The organism is Cytophaga aurantiaca DSM 3654, assembly GCF_000379725.1.
GTDB lineage: Bacteria > Bacteroidota > Bacteroidia > Cytophagales > Cytophagaceae > Cytophaga > Cytophaga aurantiaca.
This window is the reverse complement of record NZ_KB903662.1, coordinates 30,899-52,852: the sequence shown is the minus strand read 5'-3', so window position 1 is coordinate 52,852 and position 21,954 is coordinate 30,899. Positions and strand designations below refer to the sequence as shown.

The following is a 21,954-nucleotide window of genomic DNA, read 5'->3' as shown; positions in this document are numbered from 1 at the left end:
TCTTCTGAAGGATTTTGCTATGTTCGTATTGAAGAGGCTATTTAAACATTCAAATATATTTCAATAGCCTTTCAGCAATACAACCCCTAATCTTTTAATTGATTTCTTTCCCTGCATGCGACATTACTTTTCGGCTCTATTCCGACTGTCCGCTTTATTTGTGGCTCTCCTTTTATCTGTTTTTACTTACGCACAAAACACACCGAAAACGGAAACGCCTTCATGCTCTAAAAAAATGGATGCCTTATGGACATTGCTTCAAAAAAATCACATTGCACCGATTCAATTTAATACAGAAGTTGCACAGCAAACGATAGATCTGCTTTTAGCTGAATTGGATTATAGAAAAATCCATTTCTATGAATCCGACAGACAACTGTTATTAACACAAGTTCAAAATATCAAACCTACTTCTTCTAAAGATCTATGTAAGCTTGTTGCTACAATAGCCGATCTATATAAAACGAGAGTTAAAGAAAGTCAGGTTATAGTAGAAACGCTTTCTCATTCTGAATTGAGTTTTACTGAAAATGAAATTATCACCTTCACTTCCGGCAAAAGAGATTTTTTGGAATCCAAAGAGAAAAAAACAAATCGATGGTCGCGTCTTATTAAATACCTTGTATTAAATGCTTCTTATTATACACTCGATACGTTGCAACTAAAAAGTATAAGTGCACCAAAAGATTTTCTGATCAATAAAAATAAAACAGCCGCCATCATCTTTGCGAAAGAATTAAAAAAAATAAATGCTTTATTGGATCCGGCAATAGATTTTAATGCAACAGTTGAAGACATGCTACTGAATGCTATATGTAAACGATACGATCCGCATACAGAATATTACGATTACAATACATTCAAACAATTCTCTCAACACCTGCAATCTCAAGTACTGACGTTCGGCATCTTCTTTGGGGAAACGGACTATGGAAATTTATCTATAGAATACATTGCTCCGGGCAGCATGGCATGGTTTGCAAATATCATTCAAACCGGAGATCTGGTAACCGCAATAAAACTGAATCAGCAGCCGCAGGATATTACTTCTCTCACCTATGGAGAGGCAAATAATTTATTGCAAAACGAAAAATATACAATATTAGAACTGACTATAAAAAAAGAAAACGGTTCGATTGAAACGATTAAGTTAAAAAAAGAAGCCATCAAATTTGAAAACAATACGGTTAAAAGTTATATCATAAAATCGGATAAAAAAATTGGCTACATCTCCATCCCTTCCTTTTACAGCGATGCAAACAATCCAAATGCTTTGGGCTGCGCAAATGAATTATCTAAAGAAATTCTAAAATTAAAAAATGAAGGTATAGAAGGATTGGTCATAGACTTACGCTATAACGGCGGCGGATCACTTGATGAAGCAATCGGAATGTCCAGTTTGTTTATTGATATCGGACCATTATTTTACATTCTGGATAATACAAAGAAAGCTACGCTAACAAAAGATATGGCCAGAGGAACTGTATACGATGGACCGTTATGCATTATGGTAAACGGGCACAGTGCTTCTGCATCTGAAATATTCAGCGCAGCGATGCAAGATAACCATAGAGCAATTATTGTAGGCCAACAAACCTATGGCAAAGCTACAGGCCAGGGCTTCGCGCCATTAGATACAACGGTATCTTATAGCAAATTTTCTTCAACAGACAATATGGGTATAGCCAAGCTTACTCAAATAAAACTATACAGAACTACAGGAATCAGCTATCAGGGAAAGGGTGTAACACCCGATATCACATTACCTTATTTAGAAGTTCTTTCAGAAAAAGAAAATAAAGAACCATTTTACATCATAGGAGATTCGATTGCTAAAAAAGCGATTTTCGCATTCCCTCCAGCACTGCCTGTTGCAGCCTTAAGTGACAAGAACACAATACGCATAAACGAAAACAAACGATATAACTATCTGACCCAGGTTTCGGATTCATTACACAGAACACAAAATGATGACATTGTCATGCATTTAACAGTTGCCGGATTCTGGAGTGATATGAATAAATTCAAAAAAGAATCTGAAAAAGAATATGCTGCAGCAACCTATAATCGAACAGGTTTTGACGTGTATTACAATCGATTGGAGAGCGACTTCTTAACATACGATGCCAACTATAAAAAACTTTACACAAGCTATTTAGAAGAGTTGAAAACAGATCTGATCTTGCAGCAAACCTATGATATCATGTGTGACTTTATTAACCTTAAACAAAAATAAAATATGAAATCTTCAATCAAATGTGTTGCCTTACTGGCACTATTTTTCATTTCCACTGCTACTTCTTTTTCTCAGACCGCTGTAGAATATTTAAATAGCATGACTTCTGAATTTGGTACAATTAAAAACGGATACTTTGATTACATCAATCAGGTTGCCCATGGAAAAAGTGCTAAGAAAGCTGAATCCAAAAGACAAGAAGTGCTGAACATTTTAAAGGCTTCTAAAACTAAGATTGCAAAAATGAAAGGATACAATGGAAAAACAACGCTGCGCGACTCGTTGATCTCGTATTTAAATCTTTCATACAACGTTATGGCAAACGACTATGCAAAGATTATGGATATGGAAGCCATCGCCGAGCAATCGTATGATCTAATGGAGGCTTATGTAACAGCACAGGAAATTGCGAATCAAAAAATAAGCAAAGGTTCTGACATGGTAAATGACCAAGTAAATGCATTTGCTGCTGAAAACAACATCACCATGGCTCCAAGCACAGAAGATAGCAAAGATAAAATGCTTAGAATCGCAAGCAAAGTAATGAAGTTCCAAAGTGATATGAACTTACTTCTTTTCAGAAGCTCTTTCCAGGAACAGCAGATGATACAAGCACTTTCTGCAGGCAATATCAGTCAGGTTCAACAAAGCAGAACTGCTCTAATACAGACATCAAAAGAAGGTTTAAAATCATTGGATACAATTCCTTCTTATAAAGGAGATGGAACCCTGGAAGTTGCATTAAGAAATTTATTGAACTTCTATCAGGACGAAGCAAACAATCAAATTCAAGGTCAGTTGGATTTCTTTCTTGCAAAAGAGAATTTCGAAAAAATCAAAAAAGTAATCGATGCAAAAGGCAAAGGAACTGTAACGAAAGAAGAAGCGGATCAATACAATGCAGCTGCAGCCAAGTACAATGCATCTGTTGCTACTTACAATACAAAAAACACAGAGCTGAATACAAAACGTGCAAAATTAATTAATGAGTGGAACGAAGCAACGAATGCGTTTTTAGACAAACAGATTCCTAAAAAATAAGCAGCATATCTATCTTGATAAATATTATTGTTTTTCTAATCCTCTTAATTAAGAATTAGATCAATTGAAAATTATTTCTCAGAACGACCCCAGCGGGGTCGCATGTTTATAGCATAAACAAATTAGTTTTACTACGCACAATACCGAAGGTGTTCTTTTCTAAGGAATACCTTCGGTATTGTGCGTAGTTTGTTTAAATCCGACAGGCTATAAACATATGACCCCGACTGGGGTCATAACATAGTATCTACTGCAATGTGTATTAAAATTGCTCAAAATAATTTGTATCAATTTATTTTGAGCAGTTTTAATAATATAAGGGTTGATCTATAAAAAATAATAGACATTCAATAAAAAAGCTCTAAGGTAAATTATCTCAGAGCTTTTTTATTGAATTACTTTATCAGAGTAAGTATCGTAAACTCCCGATCAATCAATCCGCCTATCTTACCTTTAATGCGTTCTACCTGCGTTTCTGTTTTTAATATTTTAAATTCTGTTTTAGCAACCAGCGCTTCTGCTTCATCCGTATCATACAACGTAAAGCCAAACTTCGTAAAAGGCAATTGCCCCATAAATGATTTCTGCGCGAAGCCAATACTAAAGACGCCTCCAGGCTTCAGTACTTTATAAATGCTATTCAGCATTTTTTCAGGTTCGTCCCAAAAATAAAGCGTATTTACGGTAAATACCTTATCAAAGTAATTTTCACCAAAAGGAATCTCTATTCCATCGTACATGAAAAAGAATGCGCGGTTCTTTTCTATAAAACCTTTATTGATCTGCTTCGCTTCCGTATGCATCAATTCCGAAATTTCCAATCCATAATACATTGCTTTAGAACGATCCAATATATACGACAAATGCGCGCAGTTTCCATGCCCCAACTCCAACAATTCTTCGCCATCCTGTATATCCAGACTGTTGATCGTTTGACGTGTCATGTTACCGTTTGACTCGTTCATCAGATCGCCCATCTCAGCACCTTTGCTTCCATGAGGCTGTCTAAGCTGTGATGCCAATGCTTTTAATTGTTCTTCTTCCATGCGTTATAATACAATACTCTCTAAAACTTATTTCACTTAATTATATTCGTGAGTTAATCGTGTGCCCCATTCACTTTTCCTGCAACCCACGCTCCCATGCTAAAACATCCCTGCAATAAGTATCCGCCGGTAGGTGCGTCCCAATCCAGCATTTCACCAAGCACATACTGATTCGGTATTTTTTTCAGTTGAAAATTTTCATCTACTTCCGTTAAGGGAATTCCACCAACGGTTGAAATTGCTTCATCTATCGGTACTCTACCTGTTATAGATAAAGGAAAATGTTTAATATATTCTGCAAGTTTATCGACAGCTATAAAATCTTCTTTTGAAAGAAATACTTTTAACATAGTAATCTGCACATCCGATAAATTAATTTCTTTACCTAAAATTTCTGTAACAGATTTTTTTGATTTAGCAGAGAGTTTTTGAACAAGATCTTCTTTTGAAAAAGTTGGTTTAAAATCAATTGCAATTTCAGCTACATTCTTTTGAGACAATTGCTTACGTATTTCAGGACTCAATGCATAAATTGCTCCTCCTTCGATCCCTGATTTTGTAATAACCAGCTCACCTTGCTTCTGTTTATCTCCGCAAACAACTGAAATATTTTTCAACCATTTCCCCTCCTGCTTTTCTATAAATACATCCGGCCATTGTATAGTGTATCCGCAATTCGAAGCTTGAAAAGGAACAACATCTATTCCTTTCTTCTGAAATAAATTCAGCCATGTTCCATCTGAACCTGTTACACTCCAGCTTGCACCACCCAATGCAAATACAATCATATCCGCATCTACATGAATATTTTCTTTCTTATTTTGAAAAACGATTTGATTCTTTTCATTCCATCCCTTCCATTCATGAAGTGTATGAATCTGAACATTTTTTTCTGTTAGTTTTTTAAGAAAAGCATTCAACACTTCAATAGGCTTTATACCTTTCACAGGAAAAATACGTTTGCTGGAACCCGTATATGTTTCAATGCCGATATTCTTTAACCAATCACATAGATTCTGATTTGTAAATGCTCGCAGTGCTTCTTCTAAAAAATTATTCGGCGTATAGCGTGCAACAAATAAATCAATCGATTCCGAATGTGTAAGATTAAAACCGCCGTCACCTGCCACTAAAAATTTCCGTCCGACAGCTGCATTCTTTTCGTAGATATGAACTGCGTATTTCTTCTCATCCAACATTGCTGCAAGCATGAGTGCTGATGGGCCGCCACCGATGATTGCAACTTTTTTCAATGTAATATGTTTTAAGTAATAAGTTTTAAGAAGGCAATATGTTATAGGTATTACGTTTTAAGAACCATTTCTTTAGGTAAGATTCAATTTAAATCAAAGATAACTTATCGAGCTCTTAGAACTTAAAACTTCAAACCTAGTACGTTACCCGTGCATCGTCGCGCTATCGCCATACTTCGCAATCACTGTTGCTTCGTAGTCCAAAAATTCCTGCCAGCGTTTATCAATGTCTTCGCCTTCACTGTATTTGCGGGCATAGTTGATAAATGTTGTATAATGCGTTGCTTCGCTGATCATCAGTTCACGGTAGAATGTTTTTAATTCTTCATCGTTGATCTGTTCGCTCAGCAATCTGAAACGTTCGCAGCTGCGTGCTTCAATCAATGCAGAAAATAACAAACGATCAATCAATACAAATTTTCGGATATGACCTTTACGCATGAATGCATAGATATCACCTGCGTACGGATCTTTACGCTCACGACCTAAAACCAATCCGCGTTTTTTTATGATGTCATGCACCATTTTAAAATGCTGCAACTCTTCCTGTGCCAGGTCAATCATGTCACTTACCAACTCAGTATATTCCGGAAAGTTAATCACAATGTACATGGCATTGGTCGTAGCCTTCTGCTCACAGTACGCGTGATCCGTTAATATTTCGGGGATATTTGATTCTACAATTTCAACCCAACGCGGGTCCGTTGGTAATTTCAGTCCTAACATAGAGATGTTATTAAATACGCTGCAAAGATACAAAAAATGCGGAAGCCTGAAATCAGAAGTTCCGTGTATAACGGAAATTAAAACAGCACATCCTTAATTTCAGGTGTTTTATCAAATACCGCTTTAGCAAAGGTACACACAGGGAGGATCTTAATGTTGTTTGCTCTGGCATAATCCACAACGGTAAAAACAAGCTTTTTACCTAACCCATGTCCTTCATAGGATGGATTCACGACAGTATGCTCAATTACCAACTTCGTTTCTCCTGACATCACATATGTTATTCGTCCTACTTCATCAGCGTTTTCAGTAGCGATAAAACATCCGCATTTCTCGTCTTTTATGTGATTAATATTCATATAAAATTTTATTTAGTAGAATGTAAAGAATATTCCGTTCGTATTGATGACGGTGATTGATAAAGATATTAAAATTAACCGCAAAGGTCGCAAAGTTTAAAACGCAAAGAACGCAAGAAGAATAAATCCACATTGGGCGGAAAACTGACTACTGTTTACTGACCACTGACTACTTCATTTCCTCATTCTTTGCCTCCAGCTCTTTCGGTGTAAACATAAGTCCAACCATCATTACCAAAGCTGAAAGAACGATCACCTGGATCACAAGCGACGTACCTACAATAGAACCGGCAGGTGCAGGAACAAGAGCGACAAAAAGTAAAATAGTAATCAACCCTCTGGGAGCTATAAATAAGATTGGTATAAGCGGAATTTTATAGATCAGTAATTGTACCAGTCGAATAAGGAGGATTGCTGTGATAATCCCTACAGCATACCAAATGGTATCTGTATTTAACACATCTCTGGTATGCATTAAAAAACCAAACAATAAGAAAAACAACGCGCGAACAAGAAACGCCGCTTCTACGCTAAGCTCGTGTAGTTTATTCACTTCTACTTCGATTGCTTTATAATTAATTTTTCGGAAGAATTTAAGTTTGCTTATTCGTTTTATGTTTCCCAATAGTAAACCAAAAATCATTATAAAAATCAACCCTGGTAAATGATATATTTTGGAAACACCGTAAAATAAAATGATGATGATTATAATCGGACTATATTTAATGTGATGATCCACCTTTGTCAATAATAAGGACAGACAAATGGTAGTAATAAAAGACAGAACGGTGATAATACTGATTTCAACAAAAAATTCAATCATTGAATCTGTATTAATAACCGCATTCAATGCAACAAAATTAAATAACAACACACCTAGTATATCCGACAAACTTGTTTCAAAAACAACAAATTCGCGCACACGGGAATGAAGTGTTTTAACAGTTGGTATTGCGATTGCGCTACTGATCACGCAAAATGGAATTGCGTATGCTATGCTATCTTTTAATGTATATCCGCCTATATACTGAAAGAAAAAACCCAGCAGTGCTGCCAAAATAATCATTGGAAGAAATGCAACCACAATGGATTTTTTGATCATCGGAAACTTGGTTTTATCTACATCCAATTCCAATGAACCTTCCAGCACGATCAGAATCAAACCCACGGTACCTATTACAGGCAGCAACGGATTTAAGTCGGGCACTGTAATATTAAACACATAACAAGCCTGCTTTACAAGCCAACCCGATACAAGCAATAATATTACCGAAGGAATTTTTGTAAAAGAAGAGGTCAGATCAAACAGATAAGCCAACAGTAACAGAACGCAAACAGTTATTAAAATATTCATTGAATAGAATCCGTTAGGGGTTTACGGCGTCCCTTAAAAGATGTAACGCTCAGACCAAAGATAGCAAATTCAGATTAGTAAATTAATAAAGAAAAGGCTGTTATAATTAAATAAAAAGAGCCTTGTATTGCTACAAGGCTCTTCGGGAAAATAAACTATAAATCAGGAAAAGGACAAACGAAACCTTGGAGGTTAAACCTCGAAGGTTTCATCTGTTATAGGTTTCGATTGTAGCGAAACGTCAACGGGATTTAAGCCCCGAAGACGTTAGCACTACTTCTATTATAATGACGTCGGTGCAATTACATGCACAATGGTTGTATCACGTTGTGTTCTCGTTTCCAGCAATTCAATGATGCGATTGTTTTGCTGAATCTGAATAGAATCCAGATGCAGCGCTGCATCTTCATAACTATAGAAATTTTCGCTATTCTGAAAACTCACAATAGCCAGTATTACTACAATAGACGCGCCGCCGATCAATATTCCTTTTTTGAAATTTGATGCATTGCTACTAACTGTTTTCTTTTTAGTAGAGTCACCCTTTAAATGTACTTCTTCAAAAAAATTCAAATCTGTTTCCATAAATAACTTTTAGTCGAATTAATTATAGGATTATTTCAGATTACTCATTTTGATCAGAGGAATCGTATTGGATTCATCTCCGTCAACAAAGACAGTAATCTCATCGGATGACTTTACTAAAAAAGTATACTTACCAATTCTGAAGGTATTATACATGATATCCTGAAAGCTCAATTCAAAGTCGACAAGTTTATCGCCTATATACACCATCCCCGACAGGATCGTATTATTTATCATTTCAAGGTTTAAGAACGAATACGATACTCCGGTACCGTTTCCTGTCAACCAATTTGATCTTTTCAGAATGGAAAATAAATACTGAATATCCATTCCGATGCTTTTGATAATGTCACTGATAACAAACATATATTTTCCTCCTATGTTAAAATGAAATTGAATTAACTTTTGCTGTTGGCGATCTTACACCCTACCCTTTTTAACAAAATAGCTTTGTTCATTCAGCTGTGATGAAAGCAAAACCAGCTTACACTTTATATACCACGTGTCCAGCGTATTGGCATATATAATGTTTTATTAAAATGGGCAAGGGTATAGATCATTTACTAATTACATTAGCAAATATAAATACAATTTTAATTAATACTAATATTATTAGTAATATTTATTTATAGACAGTAAAAAATTAATTATATCATTAAAAATCAACGCATTAAAAATATAAAAATATTAGCAAAAGTTAGCTTACTCTTGTTTAGAGCTCCGAATAAGTACTGAAAAATGTTTTATAAAAACAGACAGCTCAGCTTTCAATTCTTCAGTACGGATATTTCCTTCTGAATCGATTTTTCCTTTTATTCCCTGAATCAATAACGTTGTTTCTTCTGTAAAAATCGTTTCAACGGTCTTCATTACCAGTTTCAATTCTTCGTGTCCTTTCTCTCCTTGTGCAGAAGCAGTAATCAACCCGACAGGCTTCTTTGAAAAAACAGTTGTAGATACACACCATTCGATTAAATTCTTTAATCCGCTTGGCATGCTGAAAATATACTCCGGGGTACAAATGATAATGCCATCTGCATGTGAGATGGCATTACGAATAGCTGTAATTTCTTTTGGAGTATTATTATCTGTAAGCGCCGGATCAAAATGCGGAAGCGTTACTAAGGCATCAAAAATTTCCAGAGAAAAATCATTCTGCATTTCTACTGAAAGATACTGCACCAACTTCAAATTAGAAGATCCTTTGCTTGCACTTCCAACAATTGCCAAAATATTTTTTTTCATGTATTGATCCTTATTTAATCTTCTTCAATTCTCCCGGAAAGCTTTGTCCTTTTATGGTAGCTGTATAGAAAATGGTCTTACCTTCTATTTTATTTACCTTCACATTCATGACGGTTCCAGCGAGGAATGGGAAATTAGGAACTGTTGCTTTTACAAGCGTCGCATTGTATTCACATTCATTCACCCAAGCCAGTTTAGATTGAATAACATACTTACTACCTTTATGGTATTCCGTATGATTTTCATCATCAATTACAACTCTTACCTTATCCTTGTCAATCATGTATTCAAATGTGCCGTTATGCAAAATAGAACAGCCGTCAACAGCTGTTCTATTTGAAAAAGACATGAATGCTAATAGCGATGCTAAGAATATGATTTTTATAAATTTCATATAGTTATCTCTTAATTTAGATTCTTACTTCTTCTGATTCAATTGCATGGATGCCATCATCTCACGCATTGCTCTATTCATACCTTCCGGAGAACCATCTAAGAAAATAACATTGCCTGTACCTGTTTCAGCAAAGTGCTTCACTGCTTCTGTCCACATGGTAAATAATAAATATGAAGAATCCAGATTTGCTTCATTGATCTCTTTTGCTGCCTGTGCCATCCCCTTAGCTACCTCTTCACGGAACAATGCAATACCTTGCCCGCGCTGCATTGCAGCTTCTTTCTCCGCAATAGCTGAAATTTTGATTGCATTACCTTCTGCTTCTGCAGCTTTTGTTTTTGTGATCAATAACGCTTGTCCTTCATTTTCAGCTGCTGCTTTAAGGTTATTTGATGCAACAACTTTTGCCATTGATTTAATGATCTCTTCATCAAACGTGATATCATTCAATTGAATATCGATCATGTGGTAGCCCCATTCTTCTAAGGTATCGTCAAGGTGCTTCTTCACTTCTTCAACAATCTCTGTACGCAAACCTAAAATTTCAGATTGTTTTTTTGTTGCAACAAAACTGCGGATTGTTCCTTCAATGGTTCGGATCAAGGCCTGCATGAAATTGTTTTCGTCAACAAATTTGAATGCGACGTTTTTAATGGTTTCTTCCGATTGGTTTACCACAGCGTATAACAACATGGCTTTGAAGTGTACGTTTGCCTGATCCTGTGTGATCGCCTGGAAATGTAGTTCCACAGAACGGTTCTGAATAGAGATTTTGCTATACACTTTTTCTATAAACGGAATTCTAAAATTGAATCCCGGGGTTAAGAAGCGGTTGTACTTCCCGAAGATCGTCATAACAGCTACACTTCCCTGATTGACGGTGATTACACCCGACATAAAAACGAGTAGTATTAGCCCTGCAATAATTGAATAAGTAATTAACATAATGATACGTGTTTAAGAGGTTAACTAAAATGTATTAAAATTATAAAATTGTACTACGATTCGATAACAATGTTCGTGAAACGTTCCTTAATAAATTGTTTCACACGATCAAAATTTTCCATTTCCGGATAAAAAGTAATCCTTCCATTATTGGTCAACCAATCAAATTTTGTAGAAAAAATTTGAATTTCGCCTGAGTTCTTAAAAAGAATTTTATCAATTTGATCGAACAACACTTCTTTCTCATCTTTTACACCATGCCTGGCGGCATTTCGCGCCCTTGCCATTTGTACAAACGTATCAACATTTTCGAGATCCACAAATTGTATAAAACGATCGGATGTTATTTGATAACGTAAAATTTCAAAATGTTTTTTTCTTCGTGAAAAAGAAAATAAAAACAGACATAATATTCCCCCGGAAAAAATAAATGCCTTTTTGAAACTTCCCACATATATAAGAAATATGAACAATATACCTATTGCAAAAAAAATCCACCTAAACGTACTTTTCATTTGACGTTGAAGCAATGCATGCGCTCCCTCTTCTCCGATTTTAAAAATCTCATCCATATCATAGCAATTTAAAAAAGGGACATTCAACATTTGAATGTCCCTGCTATTTTTATTTATTTTTTCAGCCAGGCATCTATACGCGCTTCGGCCTCAACAATCTTTTCCAACGGCACACAAAGCGATGCTCTCAGATATCCTTCTCCCTGTTCGCCAAAAATAGCGCCTGGAGTAAAGAATACATATGCTTCATTCAACAAACGATCTACATATGCAGGTATGTCACCAATTGCAGCAGCATTCTTAGGCTTGCACCAAACAAACAAACCAACCTGCTTGCGGCTGTATTCAAAGCCTAATTTATCAAGTATGCCAAATATCTTTTCTCTGCGCTCTGCATACACAGCGTTGCGTTCTGCATGCCAAAGGTCTGTATTCTTAAATGCTTCGATCGCAGCTTTCTGCAAACCGAGATACATACCTGAATCGATATTACTTTTTACCGTAAGTGTAGGATTTAAGTAAATCGGTGAACCAACCATCATCCCGATTCTCCATCCTGCCATGTTGTGCGACTTGCTCAAGGAATTGAATTCAACAGCAACATCCTTTGCACCCGGAATACTTAAAATACTGAATGGTTTATTTTGATTCAATACCAAGCTATACGGGTTGTCAAAGCACAATAATATTTTTTGTTCTTTTGCGAACGCAACAATTTTTTCAATCTGTACACGATCCGCTTCTGCACCTGTTGGCATGTGTGGGTAATTCAACCACATCATCTTCACTTTCGACAGATCCTGCTTTTTCAGTTCTTCAACATCCGGATGCCAGTTGTTTTTTTCACTCAATGCATACTTACGTACCACTCCACCGATCAATGTTGTAAGAGAGGTATATGTTGGATAGCCCGGATCCGGAACCAATACTTCATCGCCCGGATTTAAGAAAGCCATAGATACATGGAGTATCCCTTCTTTAGAACCCATCAACGGAAGTACTTCTGTATTGGAATCTAATTCTACTCCATAGGTATTTTTATAGAACGAAGCAATGCTGTCTCTCAATTCAGGTATACCGCGATACGGCTGATACCCATGCGTATTCGACAAACGCGATGTAGCTACCAATGCATCTACGGTTGCTGCAGATGGTGCAAGATCGGGACTACCGATCCCAAAGCTGATCACATTTTTACCTTCTTTGTTCAACTTCGCAATCTCTTCAAGCTTGCGCACAAAGTAATATTCTTTAACAACGTTCAGCCTACTTGCTGCGGGAATAATCATTTACGAATTCTCCTTTTTTATATTCACCCAATATTTTTAAATCTTCAACAATGGAATTGATCGCAATGCTCTTTTTAAATTTTGCATAATCACTCCATTCGCAATCTACATGGAAACGATACTCTGCCGCGGTACCAAATACAGGCAACGACTGGATCTTTGTAAGATTGACTTCATTGTCAACAATAATTTTCAACACTTTAGATAAAGCACCAACCTGATCGGTTAAACGAAAACTAATTGTTGCTTTATTTGCCGCTTCGTTTTTAAACTTCTTATCCTTCGAAAGAATAAAAAAGCGGGTAAAATTATTTTTATAGGTCTCAACGCTTTCGGGTTCCAGCAATTTCAAACCATACAACTCGCTTGCATACTTACTTGCAATCGCTGCTATATCCTGACTCTTGTGTTCCTTGATATACTTTGCACTATCTGCCGTATCGTGATATTCTCTGCGTTCCATCATCGGACGATTCAACAGATAATCTTCGCATTGATTCAGTGCCATGTAATGCGACATTACCCAACGGATATTATCTTCGTTTGTTTCCGGCACACACATGATGTATTGCTTGATCTGTAAATATACTTCACCGATAATTTTGAATCCGTATTCTTCTATCAATGCATAGTTGGGAAGTATGGCAGCAGCAATAGAATTGTCAACGGCCATAACAGCGTAATCAACAGTACCCTCATTCAATTGGTTACATAATTCTCTGAATGTTGAGCATTCAGAGATCTCAATGTCTTCGCCAAAATAATATCGGGCAGTAATATCGTGAAAAGATGCGCGGCCTCCCTGGATGGCTATTTTCATGGAACGTGATCGTGTTATTAAAAACCAACAATAATCTGTTGGCAGAATGATTACATTACTTGTCTGATTTCATTTTTCACGAATTGCAGCGCCTCGGCAGTAGGCTCGGTTGGCAACTGCATCAATACCTCAACGATAATCTTTGCAAGGTCTATTGATCTTGCATCAGAAGGAACAATCTGTGCAGAGTTATTGATCACGGAAACAATATTTTCCATTGCATCTTTCACATGTTTCCATGCGTCATCACTCATATAAACCTGCTGCGACATATTATGTGCAAATTCTTCACGGATATTAAACAGCATTTGCTGTTGTAATTGTCCTGCACTCATACCCGGTTCGTTGCTGCTAAGAATTAAATTATGCGGAGCAATACGTTCTAAAAACAAACAAACTCGTTCGTATGCCTGAAATCGGATCGGCAGTATCAATTCATTATTTTTAATCTGGATGTCCGCATTTTTAAGTTGTATGTCAAGCGCTCTTTTTTCAAATTCCTTTTGAAGAAAAGTATTAACTATTAAGTACATACCGTATATAACAAGCGCTGCTGGTAAAACGATTTTAATAAACTCAGATAAGAATGATAAGAATTGTGACATATCAGTATTTTTAGTCTTCAAAAATATACAATTTTGGGTGATTATTACAACCTTTGTGCGCATCGTTTGCACCGAATTGAATAAACACCGCTTGTGGCTTCTTTCCATCAATCTATATTACCGCTTAGCATTACGCAACTGGCTCTAAATCAGATTGCGTTAATTAAGGCTACCAAAAACATTCCGGAAGGTTACGGATTGCGCGTTGGTGTGCGCGGCAGCGGTTGTTCAGGGACCAGTTTTGTACTGGGTTTTGATCAGAAAAAAGATGGAGATAATGAATATTTGGTTGAAGGAATACCTGTATATATTGAAAAAAAACACGTTCTGTATGTTGCTGGTGTAGAACTGGATTACGAAGATTCAGAGGAAGTAACAGGCTTTATTTTTAATACAAACGCTGCTTCTTAAGTTCAATTTTAGATCTCAGACACTCTCCCCCAACCGGAGGATTCATCTTCGAGATAATCACGTGTGCGTGCTCCACCAAAGGTTGATGAGCAAATATGTTTGTCAGTATATTTTCAGCCAGTGTCTCGATCAAATGTTTGGGATGTTTCATTTCTTCGGCCACTAATTTATACACCTGCTCATAGTCAATCGTCCGCGAGAGGTCGTCTTTAAAGCCATCGGCCAATGGAAGCATAGACAAATGCACATCCACCATAAAAATGCAGCCTACCAAACGTTCTTGCGGATGCACTCCGTGAAACGCATGAAACTTTAAGCCTTCTAATGAAATAATTGCATCCATAGTTTATACAACTTACAATTAGATTGAGTCGAAGAATGATCCTGAACCTTCTTTGGAATCGTCTTTCGATTTTATCTTTTCTTCCTGAATAAGTACTTTCGGTGCTTCTTCTTTAACCTTCTCTGCAGCAGGCTTACTTACATGTGCAGGCGGTATGGTTTCAAGATTAAACAACGGAGCATCCGCATCTCTGACAATTTCTTTGTCTACTACTTGTGAGACTGGTTTAATGATTGTTTTAAGCTCATGGCCTGAAAAATCATCGGCAACAGTTGTATTAATAGCCTTTGCCGCATCGATAACCTTTTCAATACGCTGTTCAGTTTCGGCGCGGTTCGGTTTTGATTTTTCTCTTTGAACACGCTCCAACAAACCTTCACCCAAGGCTTGTATCTCCTGAATGGCGTGTTGTTTCTTAAATTCAATATCAGCGTATTCTTTCTGTAACGTTGTTACTTCATCAACCAATTTCGCAACAAGTGTGCGCGCTTCCACTTCACCTTCTTCTACTGTTTTGCGGGCACGGTTACGTGCTTCACTCATGATTGCTTCCGCATTCATCTGCGCTTCACGCATATGCAAATCAGATTGACGCTGGGCATGATCAATTAAACTTGCCCCCGTATCTTCTGCATTTTTTATCGTTTTGAATAATGAACTTTCGACTTCACGTAAACGAGTGATCTCACGATCAGCCTGCTCCAGACGGCTTTTAACATCGCGGTTTTCATCCATTAATTTTTCCCATTCCTGAGAAAGCGATTTTAAGAAAGCATCTACTTCCTCTTTGTCATACCCTCTGAATACTTTATTGAAATCTTTTTGTCTTATTTCAATCGGAGTGATTTTCATGATTCGTTATTTAATTATCTGCCTAAAATTATATAAGTCCGTGCGGTACATCTACATTCCAGATTGAAATGGTACGATCGTCGCTAACAGAAATAATTGAATGGTTAAATGCGGTCCACAATACTTTATTTACCGAAGTAGCATGTCCTGCATGTCTTGATTTGTCAATTACTTTTAACAGTTTGAATTGTGCAGCATCCCATACTTTAATGGATTTATCCATACTTACGGTTACAAAATATTTTCCTGAAGCACTAAATGCAATGTGATTAATGGCATACATGTGTGCAGCAATAGAATGGATGGGCGTATATGTACGCATATCCCAAACGATGATGTGTGCGTCTCTTCCAGCACTCAGCAGCACTTCGCCATCAGGCGAATACGTTAACGTAAACACAGAATTGGTATGCCCTTTTAATGTATGCGTAATACGCAGACTCGGCAGATCAATAATGCGAACTAAATGATCGCTGCAACCAATCGCCAGCTGCTTTTGATTTGGATCAATAGCAAGTACGCGAATACTTGCATCTGTAATTTTCAATTTCGCTATTGTGCTTAGATCGCTTGATTCCAGTACGATCAAATAACCATCTCCGGTAGCAACCAACAACCAATCCCGGTATTTTTTTATATCGAATATTGCACTCTTCGTGATCTGTGCAGATTTTTTTTCTTTATTAGTATTGGTATCGATCACATGAACGCCTTCAAAATTGTGACCTACAAACAGTTCATGTGTTTCGGGAACATAACACAGCGCATACACTGAGTTCGGAAGTTTGGCAACCAATTTGCCTTCATCGGGTTTGTTGAGATCCCAGGCAACAACCATTCCGTCGGCGCCGGAAGTATAAAACGCAGCTTCACTTACACCCGCTTCCAAGGCATAAATCGAATCGTTGTGTCCTTTGTACACACCGAGTTTTTGAACGTGAATCGCTTGTTTCATTCGTTTTGTAACTAGTGGTTCGACTACTGATAAATAACTCTGATCGGCCTCTCTTATCTCATGATAAATTTACCAATTATTCATCTATTATCCACAGTATTCGTTTGAATGTGCATAAGTGTTCATGCGATATAACCGGAATTCAATAAATACGTATTTTCATAAAATCGTACATACAATCTGTAATGCGCTGATCCAATGCAATGCATTATAAAATCGAGGTGTACAATGCGGTTTGGCACAGATAAAGTCTAAAAAAATCCGTATTTTGTTCCATTAATAATCTGATAAAATGCCAATAATTACCATTCATAATCTAGATAAGGACAGAGCCTGGGGGCTGTGGAATATTCAGGAACAGTTACAGGTTCTTGAAGAGTCCTACACCTTTGGAAGGGAAGAAAAAGATTATTTAGCAGGCATTTCGCATCCGAATAAGAAACAGGAATGGTTAGCGAGCCGGCTCACTGTTGGCATGGTTTGTGAACATTTGCAACTATCGTATGCAGGAACACTTAAAATGCCGGATAGAAAACCCTATTTGTGTGAACAAAATGGACATGTTTCGATCAGTCATTCACATGCCTATGCAGCGGCAATTATCGATAAAAGCAAGCCTGTCGGGATCGACATTGAACGAATTGATACAAAAATACTTGCCATTAGAAAAAAATTCCTGTTTGAAGAAGAATTTTCTGATGACATACGCCATATGACGCAATATTGGTGCATAAAAGAAGCTGGATATAAGCTTGCGGGCTCAACAGGAATTTCATTAAAAGACGATATTATTGTTGATCCCATCCCTGCCGGCTTAAATCATGGTGAAACGCAAATCCATTTGGGCGCAAATACGTATAGAATACTATTCTTTGAATACGATACTTATATTGTTGCTTTTAACATAAATTAGAAACATGTACATTGAACAGAATTGATACGGATGATTCTTTTACAATTTAATACTGCATTCATCCATCATACGAGTAATTCACCCCTGAATATGAAAAACTTCTTACTAACCCTATTTTTTTTAACGTCAATCGTATCCTTTGCACAACCCTTAGGAGGCTATTTAATTGGTGATGAAATAAAAAATTTCACGCTGATAAACGTTACAAATGAAACACCGATATCGTTGAGTGATTACAACGATAAAAAGGTTGTCGTAATTATTTTCGTGAACAATAGTTGCCCTTACGCAAAACTATACGAACAACGAATCATCAATCTTGCAAAGCGATACAATACAAGCGGTGTAGCATTTATTTTAGTCAATTCATCCGTAAGCAAATCGGACAAACAGGAGACTGTAGAAGCGATGCGTAAAAAGGTTCAGAACGACGAATCTCTGTATCCATATCTGGCTGACACCACACAGTCCCTTGCCGTAAGCTTTGGTGTTACCCGTTTGCCTGATGCATTCGTGCTGAAGAAAATGGAGAACTCTTTCAGATTGGTGTATAAAGGTTCCATCGACGATAATCCTCAAAGCAGTACAGATGTTACCTTGTCGTTTCTAAGCGATGCGATCACAGCAATGATCACCAACAAGTCGATCAAGATCTCTGAAACAAGACCAGTAGGTTGCCTGTTAAAACAGTTCTAATCTTCAATACTATTTCTCACAAGCAGCATCTTTGAATTTACCCCGATTCAGAAGACTACTGTTTTACAAACCATATTTCATTTCATGGCTACTCTAAATTCTCCCCTTCGAACAGCTCTGAAACCTTTACTCTTTAAGCTATTTGGCAAAAGTGCTTATGCAAAATTTCAATTTTACGCTAAAGTAAAAGATATCGACAATAAGCTTGTTGAAGAAAAAGAGATGGAACTGCTTCCATACTTTCTTTCCAAAGATGCGGAATCGATCGACATCGGAGCAAATTACGCCTACTACACGGTTGCAATGGGGCAACAGTCAAAAAAAGTGTATGCCTACGAGCCAATCCCATTTACTCATAAAGTTTGCGCCATGCTTATCAAGCATTACAAACTAGCCAATGTACAATTGTTTTTACAAGGTGTAGGAGAAGCAAATGAAATCAAAACATTCAATGTACCTGTAGTAGAATTTGGCGGTATCGCTGCCGGACAGGCACACATGTCTGAACGCAACAACGAACTTGAAGGCAAGGAACAACATTATCAGTTCAATAAAAACGAGGAATATCAATGTCAGGTAGTTGCTCTGGACACTGCTATTACAGATGCTACCAATATTTCATTCGTTAAAATGGATATTGAAGGTGCCGAATACTTTGCATTAAAAGGAATGCCGCAACTCATTCAAAAACACAAGCCTGTTATTCTAATCGAGATCAATCCGTTCTTCTTAGATGGCTTCGGCATTAAAGAACAAGACCTAAGAAATCTTATTGCGGATGCAGGTTACAAAACATTCATTTACAATCAGACTTCAAAAAAATTAGAATCTTTTACAGATGCTTATTTTGAAAGCAATTACATTTTAATTCATAACGATAAAATAGATTCCTTCAAACACCTTCTTAATTAATATGAACAAGGGGCTTGATTATTATATCAACACTTTAACACATATTTTTAAAAAGAATCAACCACGTATTGCTCATACTCTTTCTAAAGATCTGCTTTTAGAAATGGCGAAAGACAAAACGATTCTTTTAGAAATCATTGATCGTAATATCAAAAAAAATGGGTTCTTTTTACAAGAACGTATCAATCCTGTGATTGCCATCACTGCTGTAGATAATCCATTTATAACGTTGATCGCACACTTCTGGATGCCACTACCGGATAGGGTTACAAACATTACGCATCAGAGTATCCATCACCACGGAAGATTGTTATTAACCTCGGCAGCTTCTTACGGACCAGGTTATGAATCTATTATTTTCAAACAGGGATTTACGATAGATCCACAAACCGGATTTACAACAATTGAAATTGATAAAGAATACAAAAATCCGTTATACAATATTGAATACATTGAAGCCAACACTCCCCATGTTGTATTCTACCCCAAAGAATTATCGGTAACCTATGCACTATGGACCTACGACAAACGTTCGATCGCAGATCGGATCCGTAGAAATTCATTCCTGCAAAAAAATAAAGCGATCCTGTTGCGTTTTTTTAATTATGTAAAAGGTCTTAATATTCAAACCGACGTCTTTGAATATTTTGATTTCTTTCCTTCCAATTCAAAAATGATAGCGATGAAAGACCGTATCTTATATCCTGTCGGAAGCAATGAAAACCATATACACAATGTGTTTTATATCCTGCAACAAGTTGGTTATACGGATTACGAAGGACTAAAAAAAATACTTACCGGATATCCGGATAAAATAAAACAACAAGGATTAAATCTTATTAGCAAAATAGAATCGGAAGAACAACTAGCAGACATCTTCGATCCGGCGCATTTGAATATTGAAAAAATAAATTTTAGTAGGGAGGAAATAAAACGAGTAGTCAGTGGTCAGTAAACAGTGGTCAGCGTTTGCTCTTGACTGACTACTGTCCACTGACAACTGATTACTGTTGAGGTACAAACTCAATCGAAACTGAATTCACACAATGACGCACATTTTTATCCGTCATATGTTCGCCTTCAAATACATGCCCTAAGTGACCTTTACAATTGCTGCATATGATCTCTACACGATGTCCATCGGCGTCCGGCACACGGGTTACAGCACCTGAAATTTCATCGTCGAAACTTGGCCAGCCACAATGCGAATCAAATTTATCCGATGAACGATACAAAGGAGCATTGCATCTTCTACAGATGTATGTACCGGGCTCTTTAGTAGCATAATATTTTCCTGTAAAAGGTCGCTCGGTACCTTTATTCACAATCACCCTGGTTTCCTCAGATGTTAATGTATTGTAGTTGCTTGGATCTTTAGCAGTCATATTTGGTATGATTAAAGGTGATTTGCTTGTCGTGTCTGCAGGAGTCTGAGCTTGTTCCGCTTTTTGCGAACAGGCTGCAAAACTCATCAGCAATGCGACTGATACGGCCAGGTTTTTGAAAATAGTTGACATAGATTTTTATATTTCCATTACATACGATACTACAACAGCAATGGATTGTTTTAAATTCCATTGTTCAATAACCGCGCCGCAATTCTAGTATTTTTCTCCGGTCAAAAAATGGAGCATCTTTTTAACATCCTCTACCCGATCAGTTTCAGATAATTTTTCAAACGAATTGATTAGGTTGCGCAACACTCTGGCAACAATGTCAATATTCGAGCAGGGCTGATAGAACACGTCTATTGGCGCCAGATTCAGTTGATGCAGGTAATTATCAATGTCTTCTTTTGTAAAGATCAATCCTTTGTTAAACGCATTGATATAGAATTGCGAAGAATCGTTTTTATAGGTAAGAATAAATAAACTCGGAAGATTTACGCCATAGATCGGCAATTTCAATTTCTGCGCAACCATCATATAAATCGTACACAATGAAATGGGGTTACCTTTTTTACTTTCCAACACCTGACTGATCATAGAGTTTGCCGGCGAATGAAAGTTTTTGGTATTCGAACTGAATTTTAATTTTGTAAACAAGACATTGTTCAGGGTGCGTACCTGCTCCATAGGCAGCATGTCCGGCTTCATTTCCAGCCATACCTCATAATAGATCTGCTCCATTGCACTTTTAATGGTAGCAAATTCCAGATCCGGATATTGGTAGGTACAGATCAACCACAGACCTTCCATCAGATCTTCCCCGCCATTTTTTTTCCATTTGGCCAAGCGATCTTCCAGCAATACAAACTGCAGATTATGTACCAAATCTTCAATTCGCTTTTGAACAACCGGATTGAAATTCTGTTCCCATTCTTTCTCTAAATACGGAATAATACTTCCTCCCTGCGCCAGAAATTCTTTCTCTATCTGAGAGACTACTTCTATATCCTCGTCGTCCAACAACGATATCATTGCCTTGATCTTACTCTCTTCCATACTCAAATATAT

At 37.0% G+C, this 21,954-nt stretch carries 26 protein-coding genes; 7 read left to right on the top strand and 19 right to left on the bottom strand.

What is annotated here, in order from left to right:
- Positions 1-160 precede the first annotated feature (160 nt).
- Positions 161-2,236: a S41 family peptidase gene (locus tag A3EE_RS0114690; RefSeq protein WP_018344198.1), complete on the top strand. Its 2,076-nt coding sequence runs from the start codon at positions 161-163 to the stop codon at positions 2,234-2,236.
- A gap of 3 nt (positions 2,237-2,239) precedes the next feature.
- Complete coding sequence (locus A3EE_RS0114685; RefSeq protein WP_018344197.1) at positions 2,240-3,277, top strand: LIC11966 family surface protein; 1,038 nt, start codon at positions 2,240-2,242, stop codon at positions 3,275-3,277.
- Between the two features lie 395 nt (positions 3,278-3,672).
- Here A3EE_RS0114685 and A3EE_RS0114680 read toward each other — a convergent pair whose 3' ends face one another.
- The 14 genes from A3EE_RS0114680 to A3EE_RS0114615 all read right to left on the bottom strand — a co-directional run bounded on the left by A3EE_RS0114680 (position 3,673) and on the right by A3EE_RS0114615 (position 14,416).
- Positions 3,673-4,323: a class I SAM-dependent methyltransferase gene (locus A3EE_RS0114680; RefSeq protein ID WP_018344196.1), complete on the bottom strand. Its 651-nt coding sequence runs from the start codon at positions 4,321-4,323 to the stop codon at positions 3,673-3,675.
- A gap of 53 nt (positions 4,324-4,376) precedes the next feature.
- Positions 4,377-5,576 (bottom strand): BaiN/RdsA family NAD(P)/FAD-dependent oxidoreductase, encoded by a 1,200-nt coding sequence (locus A3EE_RS0114675; RefSeq protein WP_018344195.1) that lies wholly within the window; start codon positions 5,574-5,576, stop codon positions 4,377-4,379.
- Between the two features lie 144 nt (positions 5,577-5,720).
- Entirely contained in the window at positions 5,721-6,302 is a 582-nt protein-coding gene (locus A3EE_RS0114670; protein WP_018344194.1) for a MiaE family protein, read from the bottom strand.
- 77 nt (positions 6,303-6,379) lie between these two features.
- Positions 6,380-6,661 (bottom strand): GNAT family N-acetyltransferase, encoded by a 282-nt coding sequence (locus tag A3EE_RS0114665; RefSeq protein WP_018344193.1) that lies wholly within the window; start codon positions 6,659-6,661, stop codon positions 6,380-6,382.
- A gap of 169 nt (positions 6,662-6,830) precedes the next feature.
- A complete protein-coding gene (locus A3EE_RS0114660; protein ID WP_018344192.1) occupies positions 6,831-8,015 on the bottom strand; it encodes a cation:proton antiporter in 1,185 nt (394 codons plus the stop codon).
- Between the two features lie 282 nt (positions 8,016-8,297).
- The gene (locus A3EE_RS0114655) at positions 8,298-8,600 is read right to left on the bottom strand and encodes a hypothetical protein (protein WP_018344191.1); all 303 of its coding nucleotides are present in this window, start codon (positions 8,598-8,600) and stop codon (positions 8,298-8,300) included.
- A 30-nt stretch (positions 8,601-8,630) separates the two neighbouring features.
- Positions 8,631-8,966, bottom strand: a complete 336-nt coding sequence (locus A3EE_RS0114650; RefSeq protein ID WP_018344190.1) for a hypothetical protein — start codon at positions 8,964-8,966, stop codon at positions 8,631-8,633.
- Positions 8,967-9,302: 336 nt separating this feature from the next.
- Positions 9,303-9,845: an NADPH-dependent FMN reductase gene (locus tag A3EE_RS0114645; protein ID WP_018344189.1), complete on the bottom strand. Its 543-nt coding sequence runs from the start codon at positions 9,843-9,845 to the stop codon at positions 9,303-9,305.
- A gap of 10 nt (positions 9,846-9,855) precedes the next feature.
- Positions 9,856-10,239, bottom strand: coding sequence for a hypothetical protein (locus A3EE_RS0114640; RefSeq protein WP_033418136.1), 384 nt, complete (start codon positions 10,237-10,239; stop codon positions 9,856-9,858).
- A gap of 24 nt (positions 10,240-10,263) precedes the next feature.
- Entirely contained in the window at positions 10,264-11,187 is a 924-nt protein-coding gene (locus A3EE_RS0114635) for an SPFH domain-containing protein (RefSeq protein WP_026209796.1), read from the bottom strand.
- A 53-nt stretch (positions 11,188-11,240) separates the two neighbouring features.
- A complete protein-coding gene (locus A3EE_RS0114630; protein WP_018344186.1) occupies positions 11,241-11,759 on the bottom strand; it encodes a hypothetical protein in 519 nt (172 codons plus the stop codon).
- Between the two features lie 56 nt (positions 11,760-11,815).
- The gene (locus tag A3EE_RS0114625; protein ID WP_018344185.1) at positions 11,816-12,991 is read right to left on the bottom strand and encodes a pyridoxal phosphate-dependent aminotransferase; all 1,176 of its coding nucleotides are present in this window, start codon (positions 12,989-12,991) and stop codon (positions 11,816-11,818) included.
- Entirely contained in the window at positions 12,969-13,811 is an 843-nt protein-coding gene (locus A3EE_RS0114620) for a prephenate dehydratase (protein ID WP_018344184.1), read from the bottom strand. Before A3EE_RS0114620 ends, A3EE_RS0114625 begins: the two co-directional genes overlap by 23 nt.
- 50 nt (positions 13,812-13,861) lie before the next feature.
- Entirely contained in the window at positions 13,862-14,416 is a 555-nt protein-coding gene (locus tag A3EE_RS0114615; protein WP_018344183.1) for a DUF7935 family protein, read from the bottom strand.
- A gap of 93 nt (positions 14,417-14,509) precedes the next feature.
- On the opposite strand from A3EE_RS0114615, the gene A3EE_RS0114610 reads away from it, so the two are divergent.
- Entirely contained in the window at positions 14,510-14,827 is a 318-nt protein-coding gene (locus A3EE_RS0114610) for a HesB/IscA family protein (RefSeq protein ID WP_018344182.1), read from the top strand.
- Here the strand turns inward: A3EE_RS0114610 and folB are convergent.
- From folB to A3EE_RS0114595, 3 genes are read right to left on the bottom strand one after another with little or no spacing between them, the layout of a single operon-like run.
- Positions 14,805-15,170, bottom strand: coding sequence for a dihydroneopterin aldolase (gene folB, locus A3EE_RS0114605; RefSeq protein ID WP_018344181.1), 366 nt, complete (start codon positions 15,168-15,170; stop codon positions 14,805-14,807). The two genes, A3EE_RS0114610 and folB, sit on opposite strands and share 23 nt — an antisense overlap.
- A gap of 18 nt (positions 15,171-15,188) precedes the next feature.
- Positions 15,189-16,022 carry a DivIVA domain-containing protein gene (locus A3EE_RS0114600; RefSeq protein WP_018344180.1) on the bottom strand — a complete coding sequence of 278 codons (834 nt, stop codon included), beginning with the start codon at positions 16,020-16,022 and terminating at the stop codon, positions 15,189-15,191.
- Between the two features lie 28 nt (positions 16,023-16,050).
- A complete protein-coding gene (locus A3EE_RS0114595) occupies positions 16,051-16,977 on the bottom strand; it encodes a WD40 repeat domain-containing protein (RefSeq protein ID WP_018344179.1) in 927 nt (308 codons plus the stop codon).
- Positions 16,978-17,269: 292 nt separating this feature from the next.
- Between A3EE_RS0114595 and A3EE_RS0114590 the strand changes: the two genes are divergently transcribed.
- The 4 genes from A3EE_RS0114590 (at position 17,270) to A3EE_RS0114575 (ending at position 20,453) form a co-directional block, all read left to right on the top strand.
- Positions 17,270-17,890, top strand: coding sequence for a 4'-phosphopantetheinyl transferase family protein (locus A3EE_RS0114590; protein WP_018344178.1), 621 nt, complete (start codon positions 17,270-17,272; stop codon positions 17,888-17,890).
- 90 nt (positions 17,891-17,980) lie between these two features.
- A complete protein-coding gene (locus A3EE_RS0114585) occupies positions 17,981-18,586 on the top strand; it encodes a thioredoxin family protein (RefSeq protein WP_157447045.1) in 606 nt (201 codons plus the stop codon).
- An 84-nt stretch (positions 18,587-18,670) separates the two neighbouring features.
- Complete coding sequence (locus A3EE_RS0114580; protein ID WP_018344176.1) at positions 18,671-19,498, top strand: FkbM family methyltransferase; 828 nt, start codon at positions 18,671-18,673, stop codon at positions 19,496-19,498.
- Between the two features lies 1 nt (position 19,499).
- Positions 19,500-20,453, top strand: a complete 954-nt coding sequence (locus A3EE_RS0114575) for a hypothetical protein (RefSeq protein WP_018344175.1) — start codon at positions 19,500-19,502, stop codon at positions 20,451-20,453.
- A 49-nt stretch (positions 20,454-20,502) separates the two neighbouring features.
- Here A3EE_RS0114575 and A3EE_RS0114570 read toward each other — a convergent pair whose 3' ends face one another.
- Entirely contained in the window at positions 20,503-21,015 is a 513-nt protein-coding gene (locus tag A3EE_RS0114570) for a methionine-R-sulfoxide reductase (RefSeq protein ID WP_018344174.1), read from the bottom strand.
- 84 nt (positions 21,016-21,099) lie between these two features.
- Entirely contained in the window at positions 21,100-21,942 is an 843-nt protein-coding gene (locus tag A3EE_RS0114565) for a transglutaminase-like domain-containing protein (RefSeq protein ID WP_018344173.1), read from the bottom strand.
- Between the last annotated feature and the right edge of the window lie 12 nt (positions 21,943-21,954).

What these genes read in the sequence shown, in the direction of transcription:
- A3EE_RS0114685 (WP_018344197.1), top strand. Translation starts at nt 2,240, where the DNA reads ATGAAATCTTCAATCAAATGTGTTGCCTTACTGGCACTATTTTTCATT.
- A3EE_RS0114680 (WP_018344196.1), bottom strand. Translation starts at nt 4,323, where the DNA reads ATGGAAGAAGAACAATTAAAAGCATTGGCATCACAGCTTAGACAGCCT.
- A3EE_RS0114670 (WP_018344194.1), bottom strand. Translation starts at nt 6,302, where the DNA reads ATGTTAGGACTGAAATTACCAACGGACCCGCGTTGGGTTGAAATTGTA.
- A3EE_RS0114665 (WP_018344193.1), bottom strand. Translation starts at nt 6,661, where the DNA reads ATGAATATTAATCACATAAAAGACGAGAAATGCGGATGTTTTATCGCT.
- A3EE_RS0114660 (WP_018344192.1), bottom strand. Translation starts at nt 8,015, where the DNA reads ATGAATATTTTAATAACTGTTTGCGTTCTGTTACTGTTGGCTTATCTG.
- A3EE_RS0114655 (WP_018344191.1), bottom strand. Translation starts at nt 8,600, where the DNA reads ATGGAAACAGATTTGAATTTTTTTGAAGAAGTACATTTAAAGGGTGAC.
- A3EE_RS0114650 (WP_018344190.1), bottom strand. Translation starts at nt 8,966, where the DNA reads ATGTTTGTTATCAGTGACATTATCAAAAGCATCGGAATGGATATTCAG.
- A3EE_RS0114645 (WP_018344189.1), bottom strand. Translation starts at nt 9,845, where the DNA reads ATGAAAAAAAATATTTTGGCAATTGTTGGAAGTGCAAGCAAAGGATCT.
- A3EE_RS0114640 (WP_033418136.1), bottom strand. Translation starts at nt 10,239, where the DNA reads ATGAAATTTATAAAAATCATATTCTTAGCATCGCTATTAGCATTCATG.
- A3EE_RS0114635 (WP_026209796.1), bottom strand. Translation starts at nt 11,187, where the DNA reads ATGTTAATTACTTATTCAATTATTGCAGGGCTAATACTACTCGTTTTT.
- A3EE_RS0114630 (WP_018344186.1), bottom strand. Translation starts at nt 11,759, where the DNA reads ATGGATGAGATTTTTAAAATCGGAGAAGAGGGAGCGCATGCATTGCTT.
- A3EE_RS0114625 (WP_018344185.1), bottom strand. Translation starts at nt 12,991, where the DNA reads ATGATTATTCCCGCAGCAAGTAGGCTGAACGTTGTTAAAGAATATTAC.
- A3EE_RS0114620 (WP_018344184.1), bottom strand. Translation starts at nt 13,811, where the DNA reads ATGAAAATAGCCATCCAGGGAGGCCGCGCATCTTTTCACGATATTACT.
- A3EE_RS0114615 (WP_018344183.1), bottom strand. Translation starts at nt 14,416, where the DNA reads ATGTCACAATTCTTATCATTCTTATCTGAGTTTATTAAAATCGTTTTA.
- folB (WP_018344181.1), bottom strand. Translation starts at nt 15,170, where the DNA reads ATGGATGCAATTATTTCATTAGAAGGCTTAAAGTTTCATGCGTTTCAC.
- A3EE_RS0114600 (WP_018344180.1), bottom strand. Translation starts at nt 16,022, where the DNA reads ATGAAAATCACTCCGATTGAAATAAGACAAAAAGATTTCAATAAAGTA.
- A3EE_RS0114595 (WP_018344179.1), bottom strand. Translation starts at nt 16,977, where the DNA reads ATGAAACAAGCGATTCACGTTCAAAAACTCGGTGTGTACAAAGGACAC.
- A3EE_RS0114590 (WP_018344178.1), top strand. Translation starts at nt 17,270, where the DNA reads ATGCCAATAATTACCATTCATAATCTAGATAAGGACAGAGCCTGGGGG.
- A3EE_RS0114585 (WP_157447045.1), top strand. Translation starts at nt 17,981, where the DNA reads ATGAAAAACTTCTTACTAACCCTATTTTTTTTAACGTCAATCGTATCC.
- A3EE_RS0114580 (WP_018344176.1), top strand. Translation starts at nt 18,671, where the DNA reads ATGGCTACTCTAAATTCTCCCCTTCGAACAGCTCTGAAACCTTTACTC.
- A3EE_RS0114575 (WP_018344175.1), top strand. Translation starts at nt 19,500, where the DNA reads ATGAACAAGGGGCTTGATTATTATATCAACACTTTAACACATATTTTT.
- A3EE_RS0114570 (WP_018344174.1), bottom strand. Translation starts at nt 21,015, where the DNA reads ATGTCAACTATTTTCAAAAACCTGGCCGTATCAGTCGCATTGCTGATG.
- A3EE_RS0114565 (WP_018344173.1), bottom strand. Translation starts at nt 21,942, where the DNA reads ATGGAAGAGAGTAAGATCAAGGCAATGATATCGTTGTTGGACGACGAG.